Source organism: Nostoc sp. ATCC 53789, from assembly GCF_009873495.1.
GTDB classification, from domain to species: Bacteria; Cyanobacteriota; Cyanobacteriia; order Cyanobacteriales; family Nostocaceae; genus Nostoc; species Nostoc muscorum_A.
In genome coordinates, this window is the sequence record NZ_CP046703.1 from 2,077,489 (window position 1) to 2,090,365 (window position 12,877).

Consider the following 12,877-nt stretch of genomic DNA (forward strand, 5'->3'; position numbering starts at 1 on the left):
ACTATCAAGTTTAGTGGTAGATTTTATACTTAGTTGTCACAAAAAAGTTGGGCAACTTCTCCTGAAATTTATCATGAGTAAAGTAAACAAGTTACTGCATCACTGGCTGTTAAAGTCTGTTTCAGATAAAGCTTTTGCTTGGCTGGAGCAGAAGCAGGCACAAATTTCTAGCGGCGCTGCTGAAAGAGTTTTTTTCACGGCATTTAGTGCTGTACCGCGTTATCTAGGTAAACAGGATTTGCAGCTAACATTCCAGGACTTGGAAGCAGCAGAAGATGTGATTCCCGGTTGGTATCCTGGTAATTGGAGTGTAGATCAAGCAGGTCGCACACTCTTGCTTCTAGCTTTGCCCCACGATGATGCCCAGGGGTATGTGCGATCGCTCGATCAAGTCTTCTCTACTGCCGATATGGGGGAGCTAGTCGCCCTTTATCAAAGTTTGCCCCTCTTGCCACATCCAGAGTTACATCGCCACCGTACTGCTGAGGGAATTCGCAGCAATATGAGTAATGTATTCCAAGCGATCGCACTACGTAACCCTTATCCAGCTAATTATTTAGACAATGCTGCTTGGAACCAGATGGTACTGAAGGCTGTGTTTGTCGGCAGTCCTTTGCATCTAATTTGGGGACTAGACCAACGTGCTAACCCAGAATTGGCGAAGATGTTAGCAGACTATGCCCATGAACGTTGGGCAGCTAAACGCTCAGTTACGCCAGAACTTTGGCGACCTGTAGGGCGGTTTGCGGATAGTGCGATCGTTACAGATTTGGAAAAAGTACTGGCTAATGGCGATACAGCCGAACAAGAAGCCGCAGCATTAGCTTGTGCTGAGTCTCCTTTACCCCAAGCGCAAGCATTACTTTCTCGTTACCCAGATTTACAGTCATCCATCCAACAAGGTAATCTGACTTGGAACAGTTTTAACCGCGATGCCTGCGGCGAGCCATGCTAACGCTTGTCAGTTGACAAATGAAGAAGGGAATAGGTGACAGGTAATAGGGTACAGATTATTCCCTATTACCTGTCACCTGTCACCTCTCCCCTAATCCCAATGCCCAATTATTAAAACCATGATGTATATCGATCCTCACATTCACATGTGTTCCCGTACTACTTACGATTACTTAGTAATGCGGGAATATGGCATTGTCGCCGTTATTGAACCAGCCTTTTGGTTAGGACAACCCCGAACAAATGCTGGCTCATTTAAAGACTACTTCAGTAGTCTTGTCGGCTGGGAACGCTTTCGTGCTAGTCAGTTTGGCATCCAGCACTACTGCACAATCGGCCTAAATCCGAAAGAAGCTAACAATGAAGCGCTAGCAGATGAAGTTATGGAACTGCTACCACTTTATGCCTGTAAAGAAGGAGTTGTTGCCATTGGTGAAATTGGCTATGACGATATGACAGAAGCAGAGGATAAGTACTTTTGTCAACAGTTAAAATTAGCCAAAGAACTCGATACTTTGGTACTAATTCATACGCCTCATCGCAATAAGAAGGCGGGTGCTATTCAAAGCATGGAACGCTGCATTGAATATGGCTTAGATCCTTCACAAGTAGTTATCGATCACAATAACGAAGAAACTGTTGAAGAAGTATTAGGACGAGGTTTTTGGGCGGCTTTCACGATTTACCCACAGACGAAGATGGGTAACGCCAGGATGGTAGAAGTTGTCCGCAAATATGGATGCGATCGCATCATTGTAGATAGTAGCGCTGATTGGGGTATTAGCGATCCTTTGGCAGTACCGAAAACGGCTCAGTTGATGTTAGATAGGGGCATTCCTGAAGAACACGTGCGAGCAGTTTGTTATGAAAACGCTCTAGCTGCTTACAGTCAAACTGGGCAAATGAAAGCGTCAGACTGGCTCAATCCCCAATCTATCGATCAGCGCCAAATGTTCAGTGGTAATTCTGTGCTACGGGGACAGGAACCAGGAATCAAATCAGTTTCAGATTTTGTGTTGATTGAGTAGAAAATTGGGGAGAGACGCAATTAATCGCGTCTGTACTAGAGAAGAAAAATTGCATAAATATCTAATTCATTTGCAATATGCAGTTTCTTTGGAGAAATCACTAGGCATGGAGGCAGATAAGTGAATGTTGCAAGCTTAAATTTTCAAAGCTGGCGGGGCTATCTAGAATTGATGCGTCCTGCTAATATTGTTACTGCTTGGGCAGATATTCTTCTTGGTTTTGCTGCTTCTGGCTCTGGGATTATTTTTGCTCAATTAATTAATGGGGAAGCAAGTTTCGCCATACTAATTCCATTAGCTTGGTTGTTATTAGCTACAACTGGTTTATACGGCGGCGGTATAGTTTTCAATGATGTTTTCGATGCTGAATTAGATGCAAAAGAGCGACCAAATAGAGCAATTCCTAGCGGTCGCGTATCTCGTCAAAATGCTGCTTTATTAGGTAGTATATTGTTTGCCATCGGGATTATAGCTACTTTTCAAGTATCATTGTTGAGTGCTGCGATCGCTATATTTATCACTCTCTCATCCCTACTGTACGACTCACTCGCCAAACATCATCCTTTTTTAGGCCCTTTAAATATGGGTTTATGTCGTGGCAGTAACTTATTATTAGGCGTAAGTGCTGTACCTGCAATCATTGGAGAACGTTGGTATTTAGCACTAATTCCTGTTCTTTATATTGCTGCTATCACTGCAATTAGCCAGGGTGAAGTTCACGGTGGTAAGAAGATTACGGGAGTTTTAGCAGTACTGCTGATTGCAATAGTTTTGACGGCAGTTTTAGCTTTAGGATTATTGGATGAGTATAGAGCGATCGCAGCACTACCATTCGCTATTTTCTTAGCCATCAGAATCTTGCCTAACTTTATCAAAGCGGCGCGGGAACCGATAGCCGAAAATATCCGCAATGCTGTGAAAATAGGCGTTTTATCTCTAATAGTCTTAGATGCAACTGTTGCATCTGGTTTTGCTGGTTTGTATTACGGTTTATTCGTTCTAATCTTGCTACCAATTTCGATGAAATTAGCACGACTATTTGCTGTTACTTAAATTTGAATGTATACACCCAGTAATACCATTAATCGGCTGTAGGGGCGCACATCTATGCGCCCCTAACCATGAATATGTAGCAAGTAGTTTGCGAAATAGTTTAAGTCAAAGAAAACAGATTACATATACAAGGGATAAAGCTAAAAAATGAAAATTACAAACACCAATAATTTTCACTTAACTTATTGCAGCAATATTCATCCTGGTGAAAGTTGGCTAGAGGTTTTTGATAATTTAAAGAAGTATATTCCCGAACTCAAATCACGTTTATCACCTACAGAACCTTTTGGTATTGGCTTGAGGTTAGCAGATGTTGCTGCAAAAGAACTTTTAGAAAGTAATAACTTAGCTAAATTTCAAGCTTGGCTGACTCAAGAAGATTTATATGTTTTCACCTTAAACGGATTCCCTTATGGTGGATTTCATCGACAGGTGGTAAAAGACCAAGTTTATGCACCAGATTGGTCTACACAAGAAAGGGCTAATTATACATTAAACTTGGCACACATTTTAGCTAGTCTATTACCCCAAGGACTTGATGGCGGAATTTCTACACTACCATTATCTTATAAACCTTGGTGGGTAAAAGACCAAGCAAGTTTCGAAACTGTTCTGAAAAAGAGTTGTTTGAACATAGCATCAGTTGTTGTAGAAATGATTCGTATCGGTGAACAAACAGGCAAGATACTTCATATTGATTTAGAACCTGAGCCTGATGGTTTAATTGAAAATACTTCAGAAGTAATTGATTTTTATCAAAATTGGTTATTGCCAATTGGCGGTAATTATTTATCAGAAAAACTAAATATTGAGCAGAATTTAGCAGAAGCTAAATTACTAGAACACGTTCGGATTTGTTATGACACCTGCCATTTTTCAGTTGAATATGAGGAACCGCAATCTGTATTTGCACGTTTGCAATCGGCAGGAATTAAGATTGGCAAAATTCAAATCAGTGCTGCAATTAAAGTAAAAATGCCTGCTGATGTTGAGAAGCGTAGTTTGATAGTTGAACGCTTACGTCCTTTTGCAGAATCTACCTATCTTCACCAGGTAATAGAACGTCGCAGCGATGGTACACTCCATCACTATCCCGACTTAATAACTGCATTACCACATTTAGAACAATCTCTAGCTGAAGAATGGCGCACTCACTTCCATGTGCCAATTTTTATTCATGATTATCAAATTTTGCAATCTACGCAAGATGATATTGCTACTGTTTTGCATCTACTTCAAACAAATAATGCTTGCTCACATTTAGAAATTGAGACTTACACTTGGGATGTATTGCCGTCAGAAATGAAGATAGATATGCTGACTTCTATTCAGCGTGAATATGAGTGGGTATTAAAAGAATTCGCTAAAAATTAAGAAGGAACTAAGTTTATGAAAAAAACAGTTATTCTAAATGTCGTGGGATTAACGCCCAGTTTACTAGGAGAAAATACACCGTTTTTATCTTCTTGGGCTGCGAAGGGGCAGGTAGCTTCTATAGAAAAAGTGTTACCTGCTGTAACTTGTTCGGTTCAGGCTACTTATTTAACAGGAAAATTACCTGATGAACATGGAATCGTTGCTAATGGTTGGTACTTCCGCGATGAATGTGAAGTGAAGTTTTGGCGACAATCTAATAAATTAGTACAAGCTCCCAAAGTTTGGGAAATAGCTAAATCAATCGATCCAACTTTCACTTGTGCCAACCTTTTTTGGTGGTACAACATGTATTCTTCAGTTGATTATGCCATTACGCCGCGTCCGATGTATCCCGCAGATGGGAGAAAATTACCTGATATTTATACCCATCCTAGTGATGTGCGATCGCAAATTCAATCTGATTTAGGGAACTTCCCCCTGTTCGATTTCTGGGGGCCAAAAACTACCATTAGTTCTAGCCAATGGATTGCCAATTCTGCAAAATGGATTGAGGAACGCTACAGCCCTACATTATCACTGGTTTATTTACCACATTTGGATTACTGTCTGCAAAAATTTGGTAACAATCAAACACAGATTAAAGCAGATTTGCAAGAAATTGATGCTGTTTGTGGCGATTTAATTAAATATTTTGAAGCACGCAACACTCAGGTAATTATTCTTTCTGAGTATGGCATTACCCCAGTTTCTAAAGCCATAGATTTAAACCGCGTACTACGGGAAAACGGTTTAATTGCTGTGCGGGAGGAATTGGGGCGAGAACTGCTCGATTTTGGTGCTAGCATTGCCTTTGCCGTTGCCGATCACCAAATTGCTCATGTGTATGTCAACGATCCGGCGTATATCCCAAAAGTGCGATCGCTTTTAGAAGCGACTGAAGGCGTGGCGGAGGTGTTGGATGAAGAGGGTAAACAAGCCTATCATCTCGATCATCCTAGATCGGGAGAGTTAGTAGCGATCGCACAATCTGACGCTTGGTTTACCTATTATTATTGGCTCGATGATGCGAAAGCGCCTGATTTTGCTAGAACTGTAGATATCCACCGCAAACCTGGTTACGATCCTGTAGAACTTTTCCTCGATCCGCAAATAAAATTTCCTCAAGGAAAAATTGCTCTCAAGTTACTTAAGAAACAACTAGGTTTTCGCTACTTAATGGATGTGATTCCTCTGGATGCTTCCCTGGTGCGTGGCTCTCACGGTAATATCACCACTTCTCCAGATGAAGGGCCTCTATTTATCACTCATCAAACTCACCTAGTTAATGAACATCAAATTGAGGCGACAGATGTTTGCTCGTTGATTCTCAAACATTTAAATACCTGAAAGGCAGTATAGAGGGGATATATCGCCTCTACATCTTAGTAAAATACAAAAAAATTCCTTGTAATTCATAATCATATCGAGTATGATTTATATATAAACTCATTATGACTATGAATTAGATTGTTCTATCAGTAGATATCCATCTGCTGACTAAAATGTATTGTGGGCAATCTGAGTAACTTACATGGAGAGCTTCTTTAACCCATGACTGAACCCCAAAATTTGACCACTGCTGACGGTATTCCAGTTAGCGATAACCAGAACTCACTTACAGCTGGAGCGCGTGGCCCTGTATTAATGCAGGATTTCCACCTTATAGAAAAGCTGGCTCATTTCAACAGAGAACGTATTCCTGAAAGAGTTGTTCACGCTAAAGGTGCTGCTGCTCACGGTACTTTGACTATTACCAATGACATCACCCGCTACAGTAAAGCCAAACTTTTTTCTGAAATTGGCAAGAAAACGGAACTTCTCTTGCGTTTCTCTACAGTCGGAGGAGAAAAAGGTTCAGCAGATGCCGAGCGCGACCCTAGAGGTTTTTCTCTCAAGTTTTATACTGAAGAGGGTAACTGGGATCTTGTAGGTAACAATACCCCTATTTTCTTCATCCGCGACCCTTTGAAGTTTCCTGATTTCATCCATACCCAAAAGCGCAATCCTCAAACCAATTGCAAAGACCAGAATGCAAAGTGGGATTTTTGGTCACTCAGTCCAGAATCGCTTCACCAGGTGACGATCCTATTTTCAGACCGGGGAATTCCCAAAACCCATCGACACATGGACGGCTTTGGTAGCCATACCTTTAGTTTAATTAATGCTGAAGGCGATCGCGTTTGGTGCAAATTTCACTTTAAGACTCTGCAAGGGCATCAAACCTTGACTGAGGAAGAATCAGCTAAGATTAAGGGCGAAGATCCAGATCATGCGACTCACGATCTGTTTGAAGCGATCGCTAACAAAGACTATCCTAAGTGGCGGATGTGTATTCAGGTGATGACCGAGGAGCAAGCGGAAAAACATCCTGATAATCTTTTTGACTTGACCAAAGTTTGGAAACAAGGAGAATATCCTTTAATTGAAGTCGGGATATTAGAGCTAAATCGGAACCCTGAGAATTATTTCGCCGAAGTAGAGCAAGCCGCTTTTAGCCCTAGTGCAGTGGTTCCTGGCGTTAGTTTCTCTCCAGACAAAATGCTGCAAGCTCGGATCTTTTCTTACCCAGATGCTCAACGGTATCGCTTGGGTGGTAACTATCAGCAACTACCCGTTAACCAGCCCAAATGTCCAGTGATGCATTATCAGCGAGATGGCTTTATGGCACCAGGGAACAACGGCGGTAGCGTTCCTAACTATGAACCGAATAGTGCTGAGGGTACGCCCAAAGAAAATCCAGCTTATGCAGAACCACCTAGTCATTTGGGCGATGTCACAGTTGATCGCTACAGTCATCGTGAAGGAAACGACGATTATACCCAAGCAGGTAATCTGTATCGGTTACTAACTCCTGAACAGCAAGAGCGTCTGGCTAAAAATATTGTCGGTAGTCTCTCTCAAGCAAGGGAGGACATCCAAATGCGCCAACTTTGCCACTTCTTCCGGGCAGATATTTCTTATGGTCGTCGTGTAGCTGAAGGATTGGGCATTTCAATCGATCCCTCAATGTTTTCTCATGATGCTCAACCTGTAGGTAACTGGTAAGCCTTATCCAATTTTGTAGGGTGGGCATCTTGCCCTCCCTAAAGCAAATTCATTTGATTAGCTTATAAACTAAATCGACGTAATTAAAGGTGAAATTAACAGCAACAGAAAACGGATTATTAATTCCTAAAGAACTATTAGGAGAAAACCAAGAGTTTGAGATTATTCAAGAAAATGGAAAAATTATTATTACTAGCATCAAACAAACATCTTCTATTTGGGATTTAGGTTCAAATCCTGTGGAATGTGATGTAACAGATGGTGCAATTAACCACGATCGCTATCTCTATAACCCGTTAACGGAGATAAAAGCCTCGTTGACGGAGCTAAAAGACTCGTGAACGGAGATAAAATACTCGTGAACGGAGATAAAAGCCTCGTTGACGGAGATAAAATACTCGTTGACGGAGTTCAGAGGCTCATTAAGTAGATAAACAAAAATATTTACAGTAATTGCGATCGCACCCTTCGCAAAGCATATCCTAGAGAAGTAGTTTTAGGGGTTGCGATCGCATTATTTTGGTTCGCTGCATTTGCAATGACATTGTGTAATCAATTATGTTGCCTACTTATTAGACTAGGATTTGAATCCCAGGCGGGTAATGCAGCCGACGCACATTACCTAAATTGCTAAAACCAAGGGGAGACAAAAGCAACCATTCTCCTGAATCAAGGCTGACGATTCCGCCGCAAGTTTTCCAGATTGTTACGGTAGATTATTGTATCAGGATGATTTGCACCCAACCGTTGTTCAGCGATCGCCAAAGCTTGGATGTATAAAGGTTCGGCATCACTGTACCTTCCCTGTGATTTGTAGAGTCCTGCCAAATCGTTCAGGCTGGTTGCCACATCGGGGTGTTCATCCCCCAGCAGGTGTTTTTTCATCGCCAAAGCTTGGATGTACAAAGGTTTGGCATCGCTGTACCTTCTCTGTGATTTGTAGAGTTCTGCCAAATTGTTTAGGCTAGTTGCCACAGAAGGGTGTTCATTCCCCAGCAGGCGTTTATACATATCTAAAGCTTCGATATACAAAGGTTCGGCATCGTTGCACCTTTCCTGTAATTTATAGAGTTTTGCCAAATTGTTTAGGCTTTGTGCCACAAAGTGGTGTTCATCCCCCAGTAGGCGTTTTCTCATCGCCAAAGCTTGGATGTATAAAGGTTCGGCATTGCTATACCTTCCTTGTAAATTGTAGAGTACTGCCAAATTGTTTAGGCTAGTTGCCACAGAAGGGTGTTCATCCCCGAACAGGGTTTTTTTCATCGCCAAAGCTTGGATGTACAAAGGTTCGGCATCGCTGTACCTTCCTTGTAATTTGTAGAGTTCTGCCAAATTGTTTAGGCTAGTTGCCACAGAAGGGTGTTCATCCCCAAGTAGGCGTTTGTCCATCTCCAAAGCTTGGATGTGCAAAGGTTCGGCATCGCTGTATCTTCCCTGTAATTTGTAGAGTTCTGCCAAATTATTCAGGTCAATTGCTACATCTGGGTGTTCATCCCCAAGTAGGCGTTTGTCCATCTCCAAAGCTTGGATATACAAAGGTTCGGCATCGCTGTACCTTCCCTGTGATTTGTAAAGTTCTGCCAAATTGTTCAAGCCAGTTGCTACATCCGTGTGTTCATCCCCCAGTAGGCGTTTTCTCATCGCCAAAGCGTCGATGTACAAAGGTTTGGCATCCCTGTACCTTCCCTGTGAATTGTAGAGTACTGCCAAATTGTTCAGGCTCTCTGCCACATCTGAGTGTTCATCTCCAAAACGTTTTCTAGCATCTGATAAACTTTGTTTGTACCAAGGTAAGGCTTGCGCGTAGGCTCCTTGACCTTCGTAAAATCTACCCAAGCCTACAAAAGGCGAGATTAAATCATCATCGCTTAAGCAAGCTTGGTAAACTGTGGCAGTTTCTGCAAGGTGAGGAATAGCCAGGGTTACTTCAGCAATGTCTATCAATGTAGGTGTTTCAGGAATACTTCGCGCTACTGCTACTATTGCTTGACAATAGCAGCGCTTGAGTTCATCTGCTTCAGCTAACTCTTGCAACTTGTCACTCAGAAATTTTCTAATCAGCTGATGCAGTTGGTAAGTTTCTTCTCCAGTGCGCTGAAGTAAACTCAGATTCACTAGGTAATCATCTCTAACATCTTCTAAATCTTCTGAGTCTTGGTTGGGTAAACACCTTTCCACTAAATACCAAGGAATGGGAGCAAGAGCAAAAATACTGAGTAAACACCCCAATTTTTGGGCTTGGTTATCTAGTTCCTGCCAACTTAATTCAAAAGCAGCAACAACTCCTAGTTGTGCTGTCATTTCTGCCGATGGCTCTTGCATTGAACGATGTGTTAACAGCTTATCTGCTAATCTTTGCCGCATTTTAGCTAGAGATACATCGGGTTTACGTTCCAAATATCGCGCTACTAACTCTAAACCTAAAGGCAAAAATCCTAAATCAGCACAGAGTTGTTTTGCTTTGTGTAGTTCCCTTTGTATCCGCTCATGCCCAACAAAGGAAACTAACAATTCCAAAGCAGCTACTTCCTCTAACACTTCTAAGCATAACCGCTCAAAAGACTGCCCCAACCACTGTTGCCGTGTGGTGATGAGTATTTTAAACCTTGGCTCAGTTGGCGGTAGGTAGGGTTTTACCTGCTCATATTTACTAACATCATCGAATACTAACAGCCCATCGCCTACTTGCCATTGCCGCCAGATGTAATTAATCTGAGTTGGTAAATCCTCATCCTCTGGTAGCTGCAAACCTAACTTGTCTCTAGCAAACGCCACAATCTGAGTTCCCAAATCTTTATCTTCATCCCTCACCCGCAACCAGCAAACCCCACCAGGGTATGTGGCTTCCTGCCAATGATGTTGAGCATATTGCAGCGCTAGTTCACTTTTGCCGATACCACCCATGCCAGCAACAGTAGTAATGGCGACTCGTTGCGTTTGCTGCAACTGTTGGTGTAGCGTTGCAAGTGCTTGTTCTCGTCCGACAAACTTTTTAACGCCACTGCGGGGAAGATTTTGTGGTGAAGTGAGCGTTCCTACACGATACTCTTCTCTATCTCCATCCCAATTTTGCTTATATAAATAGATGGGAGCTTGGTTTTTGTTTAATTGCTCCAAACGCTGTTTAACTTGTTCCGCAATTATTTTCATATTCGGCGGAAAAATCTCAGTAGATGCTTCCTCTAAAGCCTCTCTCACAGCTTGAGAAAAGTATCCTGTTTTATTTTCAGAATTTACCTTTGCTGTCTCTCCTTCCCGCGTAGCCAGTAACACAAATTGTTGACTATCTTGCTTTGGCTGACCACTCAAAAAAGCTTTGCCACCTAAGTTAGTTGGTCTTCCCTTCGACTCTAAAACATAATTGGCACAGGCATCAATAATACAAATATGATTACGAATCTGAAATTTATCGGAACCCAACAAAACTAATAAAGAATTTAAATCTAAATTCTGCCAATTCTGTTTATTTGCATCAGCACAAAGCAACCGACGCTCTCGTTCTGAGGTAATCAAACCATGTCCCGCCCAAAAAATGTAGAGTAAATCACCCAACTTTGGGGATAAAAAGTTAGTCACAATGTCGAAGATATTTTGCTCTGTTGCTAACTCTACAGTTAACCCACATTCCCCAATTAACTGATGATTTTCTTCCAGTGCTGATAAACATAACCGGATATTCTCTTTCGGTACACCGTGCAGATGCAGCCAATGAGCAAATTTCAGCGCGTCATCGGCTGGCCCCCCACCCGTTACATTCCAAGCAGTTTCGTGGTACTTTTCAATACCCACAATTAACCCAAAAGTGCGATCGGGTTTAGCCATCAACTGCATGATGACTTAGCCTCTCACGTTATTAGGAATTACGCACAAGAGATCGCCTAACCCACTTAAAAAGGGGGCTTTTAGCGTTTCTCCTACGGTGTATACACAAGTCTGAAGTAGTTTAAGAAGCTGGTTTTTACCCCACCCTAACCCTCCCCTTGTAAAGGGGAGGGAACTGGATTTCCGGCTTCCCCCCTTTACAAGGGGGGATTGAGGGGGGTAATTTGACTTGTCTGTACACCGTAGCCTTGTAGGGGAGAGGTTTGGAGAGGGGTTTTCTAAATACCGTAAAAAGTAAACCATTATGGCAACCTCGAAATAATTGCCTCCCAGGTTTTGGCATTTGTCCAATAAGCACCGTGGGAACGGGGAAATGGTTGTCTGCTATCCACTCGGACATCCTGCACTCTATCAGGAAAAATCTTATTACCCACGTAACTGAGAAAATCCCGTAAATCGTAGATATTCAACCATTGCGGGAAATGCTCTGGTAATAACTGCCCATATTCTAAGCTGTAGAGGGCGTTAATCTCATATAAAAATGGTGCTTGGGAACCAACTGTTACCAATAATTCCACTTGAGACAATTGCTGCTGCACTAGCAAATCTACACAAGCGATACCTCCCAAGCTATGGGCGATTAAAACCACTGGCGGTTCTGCTTGGGCAATTTGTTTTTGGATAAACGCCCTGATTTTTTCACCCCGCGTCTGATACAACAAAATATCACCAGGCATAGGCGAAATTTTATCAGTTAACTCAAGGCGGTTTCCTCTGACATAATTTGTTCCGCCGTACTGTGCTAGTTCAACAAATGGCTTTAATAACCAGCCAACCAATCCTAACTCCGCTTCTCCCAAAGCCAGAGTCAGCAATTCCACAACTTCATCACGCAATTGGGCATCGGTGAGTATGGGGGGAAATTTTTCTTGCAGTTCGCTAATAAACATAGCTTGAGCCACAACTGCTCTAGCTATTGGTGCATAATATTCACTCAAATCAGATTCGGAAACTGTGAGCAATCCCTGATTATACGGTTCACTGCGAATAACCGCCTCTCGTGCTGGCTCAAATACCTCTGCAATTCCCGCCTCTTGCAACTTAGCTTGCAGTTGAGATGTCGGAGTGAGACTGGCTACACGAGATTGTAAAACATCCCCTGGTTCTTCCCAGGGATTTCCTGACTCAATCGGTTTCAAAGACAACAGCCGTAATTCATACAAAGGATCGCGGTATAATTGCCCCCACAGTACAATCTCTGCGTCTTCTTCTCCTTGAGATAAAGCCAGTGTCGCATCTTCCAAGGGTACTGATGCCCGATTATCATTGAACTTTGCACCTAATACACCCCAAAGGCAGGGAGAAACTTTGATATCAGGACGTTGGGCGTGAATCTTTTGCTCAATTATCTGAAAAGTTTCGTTGTATTCTCGTTCCCTAATGCCTGTGCCATGTACAAATATTACAGTAGTCATTGTGATATGGGTGGCTAGCGATGCCTGGGTTGGGCTATGCCTACGCAAAGCTTTCCTCTGTATTATTCCTTACTACTTTCTCTG

9 protein-coding genes are annotated in these 12,877 nt (G+C 42.3%); 7 read left to right on the plus strand and 2 right to left on the minus strand.

Annotated features, from left to right (window positions below):
- Nucleotides 1–73 precede the first annotated feature (73 nt).
- From GJB62_RS08470 to GJB62_RS08500, 7 genes are all read left to right on the plus strand, one after another.
- Nucleotides 74–955: an EboA family metabolite traffic protein gene (locus tag GJB62_RS08470; protein ID WP_114085311.1), complete on the plus strand. Its 882-nt coding sequence runs from the start codon at nt 74–76 to the stop codon at nt 953–955.
- A gap of 118 nt (nt 956–1,073) precedes the next feature.
- Nucleotides 1,074–1,982: a TatD family hydrolase gene (locus tag GJB62_RS08475; protein ID WP_114085312.1), complete on the plus strand. Its 909-nt coding sequence runs from the start codon at nt 1,074–1,076 to the stop codon at nt 1,980–1,982.
- A gap of 120 nt (nt 1,983–2,102) precedes the next feature.
- Nucleotides 2,103–3,035 carry a UbiA-like protein EboC gene (eboC, locus tag GJB62_RS08480; RefSeq protein ID WP_309472829.1) on the plus strand — a complete coding sequence of 311 codons (933 nt, stop codon included), beginning with the start codon at nt 2,103–2,105 and terminating at the stop codon, nt 3,033–3,035.
- A gap of 147 nt (nt 3,036–3,182) precedes the next feature.
- A complete protein-coding gene (gene eboE, locus GJB62_RS08485; RefSeq protein ID WP_114085313.1) occupies nt 3,183–4,409 on the plus strand; it encodes a metabolite traffic protein EboE in 1,227 nt (408 codons plus the stop codon).
- Between the two features lie 15 nt (nt 4,410–4,424).
- Nucleotides 4,425–5,798 (plus strand): nucleotide pyrophosphatase/phosphodiesterase family protein, encoded by a 1,374-nt coding sequence (locus GJB62_RS08490; RefSeq protein WP_114085314.1) that lies wholly within the window; start codon nt 4,425–4,427, stop codon nt 5,796–5,798.
- Between the two features lie 204 nt (nt 5,799–6,002).
- A complete protein-coding gene (locus tag GJB62_RS08495; RefSeq protein WP_114085315.1) occupies nt 6,003–7,496 on the plus strand; it encodes a catalase in 1,494 nt (497 codons plus the stop codon).
- Nucleotides 7,497–7,585: 89 nt separating this feature from the next.
- Entirely contained in the window at nt 7,586–7,837 is a 252-nt protein-coding gene (locus GJB62_RS08500; protein ID WP_114085316.1) for a hypothetical protein, read from the plus strand.
- 328 nt (nt 7,838–8,165) lie between these two features.
- Here the strand turns inward: GJB62_RS08500 and GJB62_RS08505 are convergent, their stop codons facing one another.
- Nucleotides 8,166–11,327: a tetratricopeptide repeat protein gene (locus tag GJB62_RS08505; protein WP_167755980.1), complete on the minus strand. Its 3,162-nt coding sequence runs from the start codon at nt 11,325–11,327 to the stop codon at nt 8,166–8,168.
- A gap of 293 nt (nt 11,328–11,620) precedes the next feature.
- On the minus strand, nt 11,621–12,793 hold the full coding sequence (locus GJB62_RS08510) for an alpha/beta hydrolase (protein ID WP_114085318.1): 1,173 nt from the start codon (nt 12,791–12,793) through the stop codon (nt 11,621–11,623).
- Nucleotides 12,794–12,877: the final 84 nt, after the last annotated feature.